Raw genomic sequence first — 13,704 nt, 5'->3', positions numbered from 1 at the left:
GCCTTGACGAAGAGGAGTTCAGGGAATCGGGTGATGGACGGTGACGAGCTTGGTGCCGTCGGGAAACGTCGCTTCGACCTGGATGTCGGGGATCATCTCGGGCACGCCCTCCATCACGTCGGCGCGCGTGAGCAGCGTGGTGCCGTAGTGCATCACCTCGGCGACGCTCTTGCCGTCGCGCGCGGCTTCCATCAGCGCGGCGGTGATGAAGGCGACCGCCTCCGGATAGTTCAGCTTGAGGCCGCGCGCGCGGCGCCGTTCGGCGAGCAGCGCGGCGGTGAAGATCAGCAGCTTGTCCTTCTCGCGAGGTGTCAGCTTCATCGGGTGTGGGTCTCGGCGTTTGATGTGTCGTGGCGGCGTCGTGGTCGCGTCGCGGCGACGGGGGCCTGGCGTCGCGCGATCATCCGGTCACGGTATCAAGTCCGGCTAACGGCGCGCTTACAACTACGTTTGCGACCGCGCGTGCCACCGCGTTTGCAGAATTACAGGTCGGCGGGCAGCGGTGCGCCAAACCACTTCTTCGACATCGCACCGAGCGTGCCGTCGTGTTTGGCCTGGGCGATCGCGGCATCGACCTTCTGTTGCAGGCGCGGCTCATTCTTGTTCATGCCGACGAAGCACGGCGAGTTCTTGATCACGAACTTCGGCTCCGGACGGCGCGGCGGATTCTTCGCCAGGATCGCGGCCGCGACGATGTTGCCGGCCGCGATCAACTGCACCTGGCCGGACAGGAACGCGGCGATCGTCGCGTTGTTGTCCTCGAAGCGCTTGATCGTCGCGTTCGGCGCCATCTGCGTGAGACCGATTTCCTCGAGCGCGCCGCGCGTCGCGCCGACGGTCTTGCCGGTGAGATCGGCGGGACCGCTCACCTTGATGTCGGCGGGACCGAACACGCCCTGGTAGTACGGCGCGTACGCGCTCGAAAAGTCGATCACCTTCTCGCGCTCGGGCGTTTTGCCGAGCGACGAGATCACGAGGTCGACCTTGCCCGTTTGCAGATACGGAATGCGGTTCGCGCTGTTGACCGGCACGAGTTCGAGCTTCACGTTCATCGCTTTGGCGAGCAGCGCGGCCGTGTCGATGTCATAGCCCTGCGGCTTCATGTCGGGGCCGACCGAGCCGAACGGCGGATAGTCCTCGGGCACGGCGACCTTCAGCACGCCGGCCTTGGCGATGTTGTCGAGCGTGTCGGCGTGCGCGGGGCCCGCATGAAACGCGAGATCGGCGACGATGGGCAAGGCGAGCAATGCGGCCAGCAAGGCGCGGCGCGCGGAGCGGGAGAGAGTGCGGGTCATGGGCGTGAGCAGTGGTGGTGTCGTGGGTGTCGGGTCGTCGCTGGCTTCAGCGTGGTCGGCCGCGAAGTGGCGAGTGCAATGCAAGCTGTGTGCCATCCCTCTGCGGCGTGGCGTGGCGGCGTGCTACGCCAGTTCGCGCACAGGGTTGGGGCGTGCGCGTGCGCCGCCTTGGTGCGCAAAGAGCGTGATGAAGACGAAAGCGGGAAGCCGCTGTCAGGTCGACCAGATCCGCAACGGCACCGCCGCGACACCATGCACGACCGGCCGCAATTGCAGCCAACAGCGCGTGAGCGCGTGCTGCAGTGTTTCCATCGAGCGCGACACCGCGCGCACGAGCAGCACGCCGTTCGTTATGCACGAGGCGGCTGCTCGCAACGTGTCGTCGAACGGCAGTTGCGCGCTCAGCGATTCGGCGAGCGCGTCGTCGCAAGCGGCGCCTACGGCCCACAGCGTGCCGTAGGCCGGAAAGCCGGCGAGCCCCTGCGGCGCGTCGCGCAGCGGATCGTCGGCGGTGAGGCTCGCGCGTTCGAACCACAGCAGCTCGCCATTCGCGCCGACGATGCGCGACACCGCGCGCAAGCTACCCGCCGACCAGCGTTCGCCGGCCGCCTGACGTCCGAGCTGGGTCGCGTCCCAGCCGATTGCGCTCGCGCCGTCGGCGAGCGTCAGCGAAAAATCGAGGTGCGCGTTCGCGTGATCGAACACGATGTTGTTCTGCGGCAGCCAGTCGAGCTTCGCGTGCTCACCGACACGCAGCGCGATGCGCTGCCGCGCCGCGCGGCCGTTCGACTTGTACCACTTGGTTGCGCCCGGCGTCGTCAGCACCGCATGCGTTTGCGCGGCGAGCGTGATGTCGATGTCGAGCTGATCGCCACCCGCGACGCCGCCGGGCGGATGCACGATCACCGCGTGACAGATCGCCGGGCCTTCCGGATAGAGCGGCCGTTGCACGCGCAGGGGTCCGTCGTGCAGCCGGTGCGCGAGCGTCGTGCGAGCGTCGCCGCCGACGAAGCCGAGTTCGAGCCGCGCGCGCCAGGGCGTGTGCGCGGCGGCGAGCGTGGCGTGGTTTTCGTGAAGCGACATGCGGATGGATGGGGAATCGGCGTGCGACGAGGATAGCACGCGTGTCGAAGCGCGCAAGCCGCGGCAGAGGCTACGACGCGGTACCCTCGGGCGAGGCTTCGGTCATCGACAGCACCTTGATGCCCTCCCACTGCGGATGCAACAGTCGCAGCAACGCAAGGATCGCGCGGGGGGTGTTTTCCTGGACGGTCAACGAGTCGCTGCCTGTCTGGATGGCTTTCTTGCCATGTTGGCAATACTGATATTCGACGTGAACCGTCACGGACATGCTTTTCTCCCTCTATATCGATGTTGTGTCGCCGACCCAGGCCGTATCGCGGCGGCGTCTAGGGTACGGGTGTCGGCTCGGCGTGATCGTCCACGCCCCGTTCCGCGCGATTGATGAATCCGCAGTCGAGCAATAGCTGACAGAAAGCTTCCGGCGAACACGACGGCCCGGTCGTCCCGGCCATTCTCGCGAGAACGTCGGGGAACGACGCGAGCACGTGCCAGCTGTCGTAATACGCGTGCAACTGCGGCGCGAGTTCGTTGCCGAGCTTCTCCCAGCGCACCGACAGCATGCCGACCGTACCGCCGCTGTCCACTTCGAATAGACCGAAAGTGACCGCCGACACGACGTTCATCACCCTGCAATAGGAGGCTGGGTTTCTGTAAAACTCGCGTCTGACCTGCTTGTTGTCGTCCATGGTGTCCACCTCGTCGAACCGTTGCGGCGTTGCCTAGCCTGTGTAACGGTTGCGCGGCGGATAACTTGAGCTCGCTTACACGGCAATCAATCCCCTTACCCCATCCGCATCCATGTTCGCCCCCTCGCCGCCCGCGACGATCTCGCCGCGACTCATCACCCAGTAACGATCGGCGATCGCTTTGGCGAAGTCGTAGTACTGCTCGACCAGCAGCACGGTCATGCCCATGTCCTCGACGAGCTGCCGCAGCGTGCGGCCGATGTCCTGAATGATCGACGGCTGGATGCCCTCGGTCGGCTCATCGAGGATCAGCAGTTGCGGCTCGCTCATCAGCGCGCGGCCGATCGCGAGCTGTTGCTGCTGACCGCCGGAGAGATCGCCGCCGCGCCGGTTGCGCATGTCCTTCAGTACCGGGAAAAGCTCGTAGATGCGCTCGGGGATTTTCTTCGGCGCCTTTCTGCTCGCGGCGCCCACCAGCAGATTTTCCTCGACGGTGAGGCGCGGAAAGATATCGCGGCCCTGCGGCACGTAGGCGAGCCCCTGAGCGACGCGGGCATGGGTCGGCAGTTTCATCAACTGTTCGCCGCGCCATGCGATCGCGCCGCTTTTCGCGGGCACGACGCCCATCAGGCAGCGCAGCAGCGTGGTCTTGCCGACGCCGTTGCGCCCGAGCAGCACCGTCAGCTTGCCGTCGGGCACCGTGAGCTTCACGTCGCGCAGAATATGGCTGCCGCCGTAGTATTGGTTCAGTCGGTCTACTTCGAGCATGGTTCAGTCGTCCTGTCGGGTTGACGATGCGGTGCCGCTTCCAGCAGCAATCAGCGGCCTAGATAAGACTCGATCACCGTCTCGTCGCGCTTGACTTCGTCGAGCGTGCCGTGCGCGAGCACGCGGCCTTCGGCCATCACCGTCACCTTGCCTGTGTCGCCCGCGAGCGCCGCGACGAACTCCATGTCGTGCTCGACGACCATCATCGAGCAGGTGCCGCGCAGGTGGTTGAGCAATTCGGCGAGTTGCATCGTTTCGTCATCGGTCATGCCGGCCGCGGGTTCGTCGAGCAGCAGCAGCGCCGGTTGCTGCATCAGCAGCATGCCGATTTCGAGGCGCTGCTTCTGGCCGTGCGATAGCTCGCCGGCGAGCCTTCGCGCTTCGCTTTCCAGCCCGATCAGCGCGAGCGTTTCCTCGATGCGGGCCTGCGCGTCGCCATCGAGCCGCGCGCGCAGCGACGCCCACCAGCCCTTGTCGGTCTTCATCGCGAGTTCGAGGTTTTCCCACACCGGATGCTGCTCGAACACGGTCGGCTTCTGGAACTTGCGGCCGATGCCGGCGCGCACGATCGCCGGTTCGTTCATGCGCGTGAGATCGATCGACTGGCCGAGAAACACCTTGCCGTGATCGGGCGCGGTCTTGCCCGTGATCACGTCCATCATCGTCGTCTTGCCCGCGCCGTTCGGGCCGATGATGCAGCGCAGTTCGCCCGCGTCGATCGCGAGCGACAGCGCGTTCAGCGCGCGAAAGCCGTCGAAGCTGACCGTCACGTCTTCGAGGTAGAGGATCGTGCCGTGCGATACGTCGATCTCGCCGGGCACGACCGCGTGTCCCATGCTCGCGACGCCGCTCAGCGAGCGTTCCGGTGGTGCTTCGGGCAAATCCAGATCGGGAACCATCGGGTTTTCGTTCATCAGCGGTTCCTTTTACGCGTCAGCAGATCGGCCAGCCCCATGATGCCGTTCGGCAGCAGCAGCGGCACCAGCACGAAGATCAGGCCGAGAAAGAACAGCCAGTATTCGGGGAAGTTCGCCGTGAAGAAACTCTTCGCACCGTTCACGGCGAACGCGCCGATGATGGGGCCGATCAGCGTGCCGCGTCCGCCGACCGCCACCCAGATCGCCATTTCGATCGAGTTGCCCGGCGACATCTCGCCCGGATTGATGATGCCGACCTGCGGCACGTACAACGCGCCCGCGATGCCGCACAGCACCGCCGACACGGTCCACACGAACAGCTTGTACGCGAGCGGGCTGTAGCCGAGGAACATCAGCCGCGTTTCGCCGTCGCGCACCGCGCTCACCACGCGGCCGAGCTTCGACGTGACGATCGCGCGCGCGCCGATGAACGCGGCGATCAGCACCGCGAACGTAATGAGCAGCAAGGCGGCGCGCGTGCCCTGATGCGTGATCGGAAATCCGCCGATGCGCTTGAAGTCGGTAAAGCCGTTATTGCCGCCGAAGCCCGTCTCGTTGCGAAAGAACAGCAGCATCGCGGCGAAGGTCATGGCCTGCGTGATGATCGACAGATAGACACCCTTCACGCGCGAGCGGAACGTGAAGAAGCCGAACACCCACGCGAGCACGGCGGGTACCAGCACGACGAGCAAGAGCGCGTAGCCGAGATGTTGCGTGCCCTGCCAGTACCACGGCAACTGGTGCCAGTCGAGAAACACCATGAAGTCGGGCAGATCGCTGCCGTACTTGCCGTCGTGGCCGATCGCGCGCATCAGGTACATGCCGATCGCGTAGCCGCCGAGCGCGAAGAACAAAGCGTGACCCAAACTCAGGATGCCGCAGTAGCCCCACACCAGATCGAGTGCGAGCGCGGCGATCGCATAGCACATGAACTTGCCGGTCAGCGTCATCGCATACGCGGACAGATGCAAGGCGCTCGTCTCCGGAATCACCAGCGCGGCGAACGGCACGCCGAGGCCGAACACGATCATCAGCGCGATCAGCGCGAGCCACGCGCGACGCGACAACAGCGCGGGCCGCGGTGGCAGGCCGAGCGCGAAGCCGGTGTTGGACTCGCGCGCGCCGCCAGCGCCGGCGGCACCGGCGCGCGACGACGAAGCGGAAGCGGGGTCTGCCGATGAAGTAGCCGATGTCATCTCATGCCTCCGCGCTACGGCCCTTCAAGGCGAACATGCCCTGCGGACGCTTCTGGATGAACAGCACGATCAGCACGAGCACCGCGATCTTCGCGAGCACCGCGCCCCAGAACGGTTCGATCGCCTTGCTGACGAGTCCCAGCCCGAAGCCGCCGAGCACGGTGCCCGCGAGCTGGCCGACGCCGCCGAGCACGACCGCCATGAACGAATCGATGATGTAGCTCTGGCCGAGGTCCGGCCCGACATTGCCGATCTGCGACAGCGCGCAGCCGCCGAGCCCCGCGATGCCCGCGCCGAACGCGAACGCATACGAATCGACGCGCGCGGTCTTCACGCCGACGCACGCGGCCATGCGACGGTGCTGCGTGACCGCGCGCACGAACAGACCCAGCCGCGTGCGCGTGAGCACGGCCCACGCGATCGCGACGACGATCAGCGAGAACGCGAGAATCGCGAGCCGGTTGTACGGCAGGATCAGATTCGGCAGCACGGTGACGCCGCCGCTCATCCACGACGGATTGACGACCTGGACGTTCTGCGCGCCGAACAGCATGCGGGTGGCCTGAATCAGGATCAGGCTCACGCCGAAGGTGGTCAGCAGCGTTTCGAGCGGGCGGCCGTACAGGTGCTTCAGCACGAGCCGTTCGAGCACGATGCCAACCAGCGCCGCCGCGACGAACGAGGCCGGTATCGCAAGCAGCGGATACCAGTCGAACGCATTGGGTGCGAAGCGCTGAACGAGGTTCTGCACGACATAGGTCGCGTACGCGCCGATCATCAGGAATTCGCCGTGCGCCATGTTGATCACGCCGATCAGGCCATATGTGATGGCGAGGCCGAGCGCGGCGAGCAGCAGCACGCTGCCGAGCGACAGCCCCGCGAACAGCGTGCCCGCGATCTGGCTGCGGCGCTGGATCGCGTCGAGCTCATCGATGCCGCTTTGCGCGGCCGCGCGCACGCGTTCGTCGGCTTCGGCAAACGTGCCGTCGGTTTTCTTCGCGACCAGCGGGCGCAGCAGTTCGTTCATGTCGAGGTCGTGGCGCGCGGCGACCAGTTGCACCGCATCGAGGCGCTTGGCCGGATCCGGGTCGTGCAATGCGCTCATCGCCCACAGCGTGTCGAGACGTTTCTTCAGAGCGGGATCGGTTTCTTTTGCGCGCGCCGCGTCGACGAGTGGCTTGATCGACGGATCGGGGTTTTGCAGCAGCGCATCGACGGCGGCTGCGCGTGTCGCCTGGTCGGGCGAGGCGAGTTGCAGACCCGACAGCGCGCCCGCCACTTTCGAGCGCAGCAGGTTGTTCAGCGTGACCGGTTGCGCGTCGCTCGCGGCGACGGGCTGGCCGGTGACGGCATCGCGGGTGGCGTCGCCGTCCTGCAGCAGTACCGCGCCTGCGTCGGTGGCGAGCGCGTTGTCGTCGGCGAGCGCCTTGAGCACCGCGAGTGACGCGGCATCGTGCGTCGAGATCAGCTTGTCGATCGCGGCGGACTTCGCCTCGAAGTCGTCGCCCGCGAGCGGCGCGACGTCGGCCGGGGTCAGCGCGAATGCGGCGCCCGGCGCGGCGGCGAGAAGGACCGCGAGCGGCACCAGGAGCGTCGCGCCGCGTCGTCGTACGGAAGTCGGAAATGAAAACGCCATGATGGCCTTTTGCACTGGGTTGAATCGATGAGCCGCTCGAGCGCGCGAGGGCGTCGCGTCAGACGTCGCCGCCGCTTCAGCGGGACGTTGCCGCGCATTGGCGTGCGCGGTCACGCCGCGCGACACAGCGAACGCGCGGCGGCGGCGCGAAGCGCAGCGCGTCTGGGTCACGCGCGAGCCGCGCGCGCGTCGGCACGCAGGTCGCGCGTCGCGACCGGAGCGGCGATACCCGCGCGGTGACCCGCGCGCCACACCGCCGCCGCGAGCCGCAACGAGGCTCAAGCCGACACGTCATGCGACGCGCGAGCGCCGCAGGAACGCCGGAATCGAGCTGACCACATCCGGCTTGCCAGCATTGCCGGCGATGAACGGGCTCCACGGTTGCGCGCGAATCGGTCCCTTGGTGTGCCACACGACGTTGAACTGGCCATCCGCGCGTACCTCGCCGATCATCACCGGCTTGTGCAGATGGTGGTTGCCGTCCATCTCCAGCGTGAAGCCCGACGGTGCGGCGAAAGTCTGGCCGACCATCGCGACGCGCACCTTGTCGACCTCGGTGCTCTTTGCTTTCTCGACCGCCTGCTTCCACATATGCATGCCGACGAAGGTCGCTTCCATCGGATCGTTGGTCACGCGCTTCGTGCCGCCCGGCAGGTTGTTGTCCTTGACCCACGTGGCCCATTGCTTCTTGAACTTCTCGTTGGTCGGGTTGCGCAACGACATGAAGTAGTTCCAGGCCGCGAGATTGCCGACGAGCGGCTTCGTATCGATGCCGCGCAGCTCCTCTTCGCCGACCGAGAACGCGACGACCGGCACATCCGACGCCTTCAGCCCCTGGTTGCCGAGCTCCTTGTAGAACGGCACGTTCGAATCGCCGTTCACGGTCGAAATCACCGCGGTCTTGCCGCCTTGCGAGAAGGTCTTGATGTTCGCGACGATGGTCTGATAGTCGCTGTGTCCGAACGGTGTATAGACTTCCTGAATGTCGGCTTCCTGCACGCCCTTCGATTTGAGGAACGCGCGCAGGATCTTGTTGGTCGTGCGCGGATACACATAGTCGGTGCCGAGCAGGAAGAAGCGCTTCGCGCCGCCGCCTTCGGCGCTCATCAGGTATTCGGTCGCGGGAATCGCCTGCTGGTTCGGCGCGGCGCCCGTATAGAACACGTTGCGCGACATTTCCTCGCCTTCGTACTGCACCGGATAGAACAGCAGGCCGTTCAGTTCCTCGAACACCGGCAGCACCGACTTGCGCGACACCGAGGTCCAGCAGCCGAACACCACCGCGCACTTGTCCTGCGTCAGAAGCTGGCGCGCCTTCTCGGCGAACAGCGGCCAGTTCGACGCCGGGTCGACGACCACCGGCTGGATCTGACGGCCCATCACACCGCCGTTCTTGTTGATGTCGGCGATCGTCATCAACGCGGTGTCTTTCAGCGACGTTTCGGAGATCGCCATCGTGCCGGACAGCGAATGCAGGATGCCCACCTTGATCGGGCCGCTATCGGACTCCGCGTGCGCGAACGGCACACGGCCCGCGAGCGCGAGCGCGCCGGACATGGAGCCGAACTTCAACAGACTGCGACGTTTCATGTGCTTTCCCCTTGTCATTGATGGTCACTGTTTATGAGCGTCGATTTCAGCCAGCCTGGCTGAGGTCGCACGACTAGCCACTTGTCTTCTGCAAGGCACATGCCATGTGACACATTCGGTGCGATGCGCGTGCGATGCCCGTTGCGGCGCGGCTATCGGCGCGAGGGCGGCGCGTCGAGCCATCGATGCCGCGGCGCGAAACTGGTGCAGTCGCGCGCGCCGCGCCTCGTTCAGGTGCGTGTCGCGCCGCGACGAAGCGCACTTCGCCGCCAGCGAAGCGCCGCTGGCGCGCGCTGGGCATCGGCGGTGCATGGGCGGGATCGGGGCGCCGCGTCTTTGTGCATGTCGTGCGCTCTGGGTACATCGGACGACCAGTGATGCGGCACAAGGAGGCCCGACATGAGCGAACGGGCGCAGGCCAGGGAAATCGACAATGCTTCTTCGCGGGGCATACCACGCCGAGCAATGAGATACCGCAAATGCGGCTCCAGCAAATCGCTTTGCACGGTCGATTCGCTGCTTAGCTCCCAGAGACCTGTTTTCCCCATAGCCTTACTGGACTTTCCGGAACGGAGAGTAAATGACTTTCCTTTGACGATGGTTGTGTCGGGGGATATCTGAAAGTACTCGGTCCAGAATTCCGGTGATACGGCATCTCCGGTTATCAGGAAAGATGCTTATGCTCCGGCGTCCGCGCTCGCGTCTGATGCTGAAGTTTGGCTGTGGTGCATAGGCGGTTAATACTTGTACGCTGACTAATCGTGTTGCCGTAGCCAAACCGACTCGCACAGAACGGCTACTTCAGCTCCGCATGAGGGATCAAGTGCGAATAGAGTCGCCTTTCCTGTCAGTATGTCCTGAGTGATGTTTTCTGCCTGCTCCTGAGATACAAGCGCGGGTTTGGAGTCGGTCCAACTACGGATCCATCCGATAATTGTCCTCACATCGCTGACAGAAAATGAATGCTTCGGCGACAGCAATACGCGCGAGACAACATTTTGCTCTGCGAAGTCCAGCATCCGTAGTGAAATCACCTGCTTGAAAAGCAGAACCTCCATTTCACCATTGACACGCTTAAATCCAAGCTCCAACTCGCTCTCATCGCGACGGTGCTCAATCCGAAAGAGCTCCGCGTCGTGGAAGCTGGGGAGATTCTGGAGATCCCGCACGTTTGCGTAATTTGACTTTTCCATTTCATCTCCGTCGATTAGGGGAGCAACGAAAACGGTAGGCCGGGGCCGCGCCTGAGTTTCCCGCTAAGCGGATCGATTGCCCAGTTGTGGGCATGAGGTACGCCCTGACCGTGATCGTGATCAAAGTCGAAGTCAACGACACGTTTGCCGTCGTCTCCAAACATGCGCATTTGCCCGCTACCAGGGTTGGTATACCACGTACCGGGTTCGCCTTCATTGGGTGTTTTGGCGATATCAAAGGAGTCGCCGTTGACAGCATCAGGTGTGTACTCGAAGGGCTGCGCGTCATCAAGCAGCGTTGAGGCCTCGCCCTTGCCTGCGAGCGCATCGACCACGGCGAGCGCCGCGTCGAGCAGGCCGTCGTCGCCGCTGCCTCCAGGCATGGCCGCGGGTGCGGCGAACTTCCGGGCTTGCCGGGCGCCTCGGTCGTACCGGCCGCACAGCATCGGTTCGCCGTTCGGGAGATCGACTGCCCTCGCCGCGAGACTCCTCAACGGCGTGTGGTGGGGTGGCGGAAACAGGTCAGCACGACGACCTTTAACGGCAAGTAGGGAGCCCCGCCGCACTTCAGCGAAAAGCGCACTGATGACCCACCATCCATCGCTGTCGGGTTCATGGCACAGATTACATAACAAGCACCCAAGGGCCTCTGACAGCGCAGCTCCACGGAGTGCATCTCAAACACGGACAAGGACATAGGTATTGTCGACGATCTATATGAAGTCGCTGCCCGGATCGGCAGCGATCAGATAATCACCGTGCGACAGGTTGTCCGTACATGGGCGATGGCCCAAAATTTTGGCTGCTCTAGCGAGCGTGCGCAGCACCAAAGACAAACGGCGCAAGGACCGTCAGCCCTTGCGCCGCTTCAACGCGCTACCTTCGCGCCGAATCTCAGTAAGTCGGAACCGACGGATCGACCTGACGCGACCACGCGTCGATCCCGCCTTGCAGATTGAACACGTTGGTGTGTCCGCGCGATTCGAGGAACATCGCGACCTGCGCGCTGCGCGCACCGTGATGGCAGATGCAGACGATCTGCGCGTCGTCATCGAGTTCTTCGCTGCGCGCGGGAATCTCGCGCATCGGAATCGACACGATGCCGGCGATCGACGCCGTTTGCAGTTCCCACGGCTCGCGTACGTCGAGCAGCACGGGTGCGGGGCGCGAGGTATCGGCGAGCCATTCGGCGAGTGCGGGAGCGGTCAGGTTTTGCATCAGCGAGACATCCAGTTCGTGGGACGGCGGCTTACTCGCCGCCCGTCCAGATCAATAATACAGCGCGAAGCGCAGCGAAAAAGAGCCGCTTAGAACCTGAACCGCGCCGGCTGCACTGCGTTGGCGAGTGGCTCGACATAGGTTTCGAACACGTCGGAGATGCGGTATTGCTTCTCGTCGATGCGCGTGATGATTTGCGCCTTCATCACCGGCGCGCTGCCGACGAACGCCGCGAGACGGCCGCCGACCTTCAGCTGTTCGAGGATTTCCTGCGGCAGCACCGGCAGACCGCCCGACACGCAGATCACGTCGTACGGTGCCGCGCCGGTCCAGCCGCGCGCGGCGTCGCCGGTCGCGACTTCGACGTTCAGCACGCCGTTGGCGATCAGGTTGCTCTTCGCGAACTCGGCCAGCTCCGGTTCGATGTCGACGCTCAACACGTGTTGCGCGCGATGCGCGAGCAGCGCCGCCATGTAACCCGAGCCCGCGCCGATTTCCAGCACGCTTTCGTGCTTCTTCACCGCGAGTTCCTGCAGCACGCGCGCCTCGACGCGCGGCGCCAGCATGTGCTGGCCGGCCGGCAGCGGCACTTCGAAGTCCGCAAAAGCCAGGTCGCGGTAAGCGGCGGGGACGAAATTCTCACGTTTGACGATCGACAGCAGATTCAGCACGTCCTGGTCGAGCACTTCCCAGGGGCGGATCTGCTGTTCGATCATGTTGAAACGCGCTTGCTCGATGTTCATGGTGGATTCGGCGGTTTTGGTTTGGCGAGCGGGCGGCGGCTGCCGCAGACTTTTGTCCTGACCCGGCCCCGGCGGATTGCCGGCGGCCGCGGCTTCGGAGCAAGGCATTCGCATCGCAAGCCGCGTCAGGGGAACGGCGGGATTGTATCAAATGGCGGACTCGCGCCGGCCGCTCGCGGGCAAGCGCCAGGCCGGGCGGCCCCCGTGTTAATCCCTAGCGATCCGTCCTTGCGATTCGCGTCGCCATCGCCACAAAATGTAATCGATTACATTTTTGCTGCGAGGTCGTGTGTCCCGAACGCCGTCCCGATCGTCGCCGGCCGTGGTGTCCGGCGCGAGCAGTCAACCGCAACCTCAGCCGCAGAGGCGCTCGCCGCGCGCGGCCGACGGCCCGTCGATCGCCGGCGTGGCCGAGCAGGCGGGCGTGTCGGTCGCGACGGTGTCGCGCGTGCTGAACGGCCACGAGAACGTGCGGCCCGCTACCCGCGACAGGGTGCTCGCCGCGATCGACGCGAGCGGCTACCGCGTCAACGAACTTGCGCGCAATCTGCGCACCGCCGAAAGCCGCCTGCTGCTGACGATGGTGCCGGACTTCGGCAATCCGTTTTACGCGGAGATCGTGCGCGGTATCGACAGCGTCGCGCGTCGGCACGGCTATTTCATGCTGCTATGCGACACCGGCGCGGACCCGGGGCGTGAGCGCAGCTACTTCGACATGCTGCGGCGGCGCCGCGCGGACGGCGCGATCTGCCTCGATCCGGCGACGATCCAGCAGGCGCTCGGCGAAGCGTCGCAGGCGCTGCCGTGGGTCGCGTGCTGCGAGTTCGATCCGCAGATGGGCGTGCCCTACGTCGGCATCGACAACTACCGCGCGGCCGGCGACGCGGTGCGCCACCTGCTCACGCGCGGCCACCGGCGCATCGGCTTGATCAATTCCGACATCGACTATCTGTATGCGCGCCAGCGTCAGCAGGGCTACCTCGACGCATTGAGCGACGCGGGCATCGCGCCCGACCCGCGCTGGCGCATGAATCTGAACAGCCTCGATTACGAGGCGGGTGCCTCGGCCGCGGCTGGCTTGATGCTGCAGCCCGACGCGCCGAGCGCGATTTTCGCGGTGTCGGACACGCTCGCGATCGGCGTGATCCACGGCTTGCGCAGCGTCGGCAAGCGCGTGCCCGACGACGTCGCCGTGGCCGGCTTCGACGACATCTCGCTCGCCGCGCAGATCGATCCGCCGCTCACGACGATCGCGCAGCCGATGCGCGAGCTCGGCGAGACCGCCGCGCGTCTGTTGCTGCAACGCCTCGCGAATCCGCAGGCCAACGTGCCGGGCGTGCTGCTGCCGCATCGCCTCGTGATCCGTGGGAGTGCGTGAG

At 65.1% G+C, this 13,704-nt stretch carries 15 protein-coding genes; 1 reads left to right on the top strand and 14 read right to left on the bottom strand.

Annotation, left to right across the window (positions count from 1 at the left end):
- Nucleotides 1-18: 18 nt before the first annotated feature.
- The 14 genes from ureA to HWY30_RS08435 form a co-directional block, all read right to left on the bottom strand.
- Nucleotides 19-321, bottom strand: a complete 303-nt coding sequence (gene ureA / locus HWY30_RS08505) for an urease subunit gamma (protein ID WP_008923043.1) — start codon at nt 319-321, stop codon at nt 19-21.
- Nucleotides 322-482: 161 nt separating this feature from the next.
- Nucleotides 483-1,295 carry a transporter substrate-binding domain-containing protein gene (locus HWY30_RS08500; protein WP_090803364.1) on the bottom strand — a complete coding sequence of 271 codons (813 nt, stop codon included), beginning with the start codon at nt 1,293-1,295 and terminating at the stop codon, nt 483-485.
- A 213-nt stretch (nt 1,296-1,508) separates the two neighbouring features.
- Nucleotides 1,509-2,378, bottom strand: a complete 870-nt coding sequence (locus HWY30_RS08495) for an urease accessory protein UreD (RefSeq protein ID WP_090803366.1) — start codon at nt 2,376-2,378, stop codon at nt 1,509-1,511.
- Nucleotides 2,379-2,448: 70 nt separating this feature from the next.
- The gene (locus HWY30_RS08490) at nt 2,449-2,646 is read right to left on the bottom strand and encodes a hypothetical protein (protein ID WP_090803368.1); all 198 of its coding nucleotides are present in this window, start codon (nt 2,644-2,646) and stop codon (nt 2,449-2,451) included.
- A gap of 58 nt (nt 2,647-2,704) precedes the next feature.
- Nucleotides 2,705-3,064: a hypothetical protein gene (locus HWY30_RS08485; protein ID WP_244144829.1), complete on the bottom strand. Its 360-nt coding sequence runs from the start codon at nt 3,062-3,064 to the stop codon at nt 2,705-2,707.
- Nucleotides 3,065-3,139: 75 nt separating this feature from the next.
- Nucleotides 3,140-3,832, bottom strand: a complete 693-nt coding sequence (gene urtE, locus HWY30_RS08480; protein WP_018419653.1) for an urea ABC transporter ATP-binding subunit UrtE — start codon at nt 3,830-3,832, stop codon at nt 3,140-3,142.
- A 50-nt stretch (nt 3,833-3,882) separates the two neighbouring features.
- Nucleotides 3,883-4,746: an urea ABC transporter ATP-binding protein UrtD gene (urtD, locus tag HWY30_RS08475; RefSeq protein ID WP_090803371.1), complete on the bottom strand. Its 864-nt coding sequence runs from the start codon at nt 4,744-4,746 to the stop codon at nt 3,883-3,885.
- Entirely contained in the window at nt 4,746-5,945 is a 1,200-nt protein-coding gene (urtC, locus tag HWY30_RS08470; protein ID WP_090803373.1) for an urea ABC transporter permease subunit UrtC, read from the bottom strand. The genes urtD and urtC overlap by 1 nt, the downstream gene beginning before the upstream one ends.
- Before the next feature lies 1 nt (nt 5,946).
- Complete coding sequence (urtB, locus tag HWY30_RS08465; protein ID WP_090803375.1) at nt 5,947-7,581, bottom strand: urea ABC transporter permease subunit UrtB; 1,635 nt, start codon at nt 7,579-7,581, stop codon at nt 5,947-5,949.
- Nucleotides 7,582-7,872: 291 nt separating this feature from the next.
- On the bottom strand, nt 7,873-9,171 hold the full coding sequence (urtA, locus tag HWY30_RS08460; protein WP_090803376.1) for an urea ABC transporter substrate-binding protein: 1,299 nt from the start codon (nt 9,169-9,171) through the stop codon (nt 7,873-7,875).
- 755 nt (nt 9,172-9,926) lie between these two features.
- Nucleotides 9,927-10,364 carry a hypothetical protein gene (locus HWY30_RS08450; RefSeq protein WP_090803378.1) on the bottom strand — a complete coding sequence of 146 codons (438 nt, stop codon included), beginning with the start codon at nt 10,362-10,364 and terminating at the stop codon, nt 9,927-9,929.
- A gap of 14 nt (nt 10,365-10,378) precedes the next feature.
- Nucleotides 10,379-10,747: a hypothetical protein gene (locus HWY30_RS08445; RefSeq protein WP_176078865.1), complete on the bottom strand. Its 369-nt coding sequence runs from the start codon at nt 10,745-10,747 to the stop codon at nt 10,379-10,381.
- A 511-nt stretch (nt 10,748-11,258) separates the two neighbouring features.
- Nucleotides 11,259-11,582: a rhodanese-like domain-containing protein gene (locus HWY30_RS08440; RefSeq protein ID WP_018419659.1), complete on the bottom strand. Its 324-nt coding sequence runs from the start codon at nt 11,580-11,582 to the stop codon at nt 11,259-11,261.
- Nucleotides 11,583-11,671: 89 nt separating this feature from the next.
- Entirely contained in the window at nt 11,672-12,325 is a 654-nt protein-coding gene (locus tag HWY30_RS08435) for a protein-L-isoaspartate O-methyltransferase family protein (RefSeq protein ID WP_090805605.1), read from the bottom strand.
- 289 nt (nt 12,326-12,614) lie between these two features.
- Between HWY30_RS08435 and HWY30_RS08430 the strand changes: the two genes are divergently transcribed.
- Nucleotides 12,615-13,703: a LacI family DNA-binding transcriptional regulator gene (locus HWY30_RS08430; RefSeq protein WP_090803380.1), complete on the top strand. Its 1,089-nt coding sequence runs from the start codon at nt 12,615-12,617 to the stop codon at nt 13,701-13,703.
- Nucleotide 13,704: the final 1 nt, after the last annotated feature.

It is taken from the genome of Paraburkholderia tuberum STM678, assembly GCF_902833905.1.
GTDB classification, from domain to species: Bacteria; Pseudomonadota; Gammaproteobacteria; order Burkholderiales; family Burkholderiaceae; genus Paraburkholderia; species Paraburkholderia tuberum.
Note: the sequence above shows the minus strand (reverse complement) of the source record. Positions and strands in the feature narration are given on the sequence as shown.

What these genes read in the sequence shown, in the direction of transcription:
- ureA (WP_008923043.1), bottom strand. Translation starts at nt 321, where the DNA reads ATGAAGCTGACACCTCGCGAGAAGGACAAGCTGCTGATCTTCACCGCC.
- HWY30_RS08500 (WP_090803364.1), bottom strand. Translation starts at nt 1,295, where the DNA reads ATGACCCGCACTCTCTCCCGCTCCGCGCGCCGCGCCTTGCTGGCCGCA.
- HWY30_RS08495 (WP_090803366.1), bottom strand. Translation starts at nt 2,378, where the DNA reads ATGTCGCTTCACGAAAACCACGCCACGCTCGCCGCCGCGCACACGCCC.
- HWY30_RS08490 (WP_090803368.1), bottom strand. Translation starts at nt 2,646, where the DNA reads ATGTCCGTGACGGTTCACGTCGAATATCAGTATTGCCAACATGGCAAG.
- HWY30_RS08485 (WP_244144829.1), bottom strand. Translation starts at nt 3,064, where the DNA reads ATGGACGACAACAAGCAGGTCAGACGCGAGTTTTACAGAAACCCAGCC.
- urtE (WP_018419653.1), bottom strand. Translation starts at nt 3,832, where the DNA reads ATGCTCGAAGTAGACCGACTGAACCAATACTACGGCGGCAGCCATATT.
- urtD (WP_090803371.1), bottom strand. Translation starts at nt 4,746, where the DNA reads ATGAACGAAAACCCGATGGTTCCCGATCTGGATTTGCCCGAAGCACCA.
- urtC (WP_090803373.1), bottom strand. Translation starts at nt 5,945, where the DNA reads ATGACATCGGCTACTTCATCGGCAGACCCCGCTTCCGCTTCGTCGTCG.
- urtB (WP_090803375.1), bottom strand. Translation starts at nt 7,581, where the DNA reads ATGGCGTTTTCATTTCCGACTTCCGTACGACGACGCGGCGCGACGCTC.
- urtA (WP_090803376.1), bottom strand. Translation starts at nt 9,171, where the DNA reads ATGAAACGTCGCAGTCTGTTGAAGTTCGGCTCCATGTCCGGCGCGCTC.
- HWY30_RS08450 (WP_090803378.1), bottom strand. Translation starts at nt 10,364, where the DNA reads ATGGAAAAGTCAAATTACGCAAACGTGCGGGATCTCCAGAATCTCCCC.
- HWY30_RS08445 (WP_176078865.1), bottom strand. Translation starts at nt 10,747, where the DNA reads ATGCCTGGAGGCAGCGGCGACGACGGCCTGCTCGACGCGGCGCTCGCC.
- HWY30_RS08440 (WP_018419659.1), bottom strand. Translation starts at nt 11,582, where the DNA reads ATGCAAAACCTGACCGCTCCCGCACTCGCCGAATGGCTCGCCGATACC.
- HWY30_RS08435 (WP_090805605.1), bottom strand. Translation starts at nt 12,325, where the DNA reads ATGAACATCGAGCAAGCGCGTTTCAACATGATCGAACAGCAGATCCGC.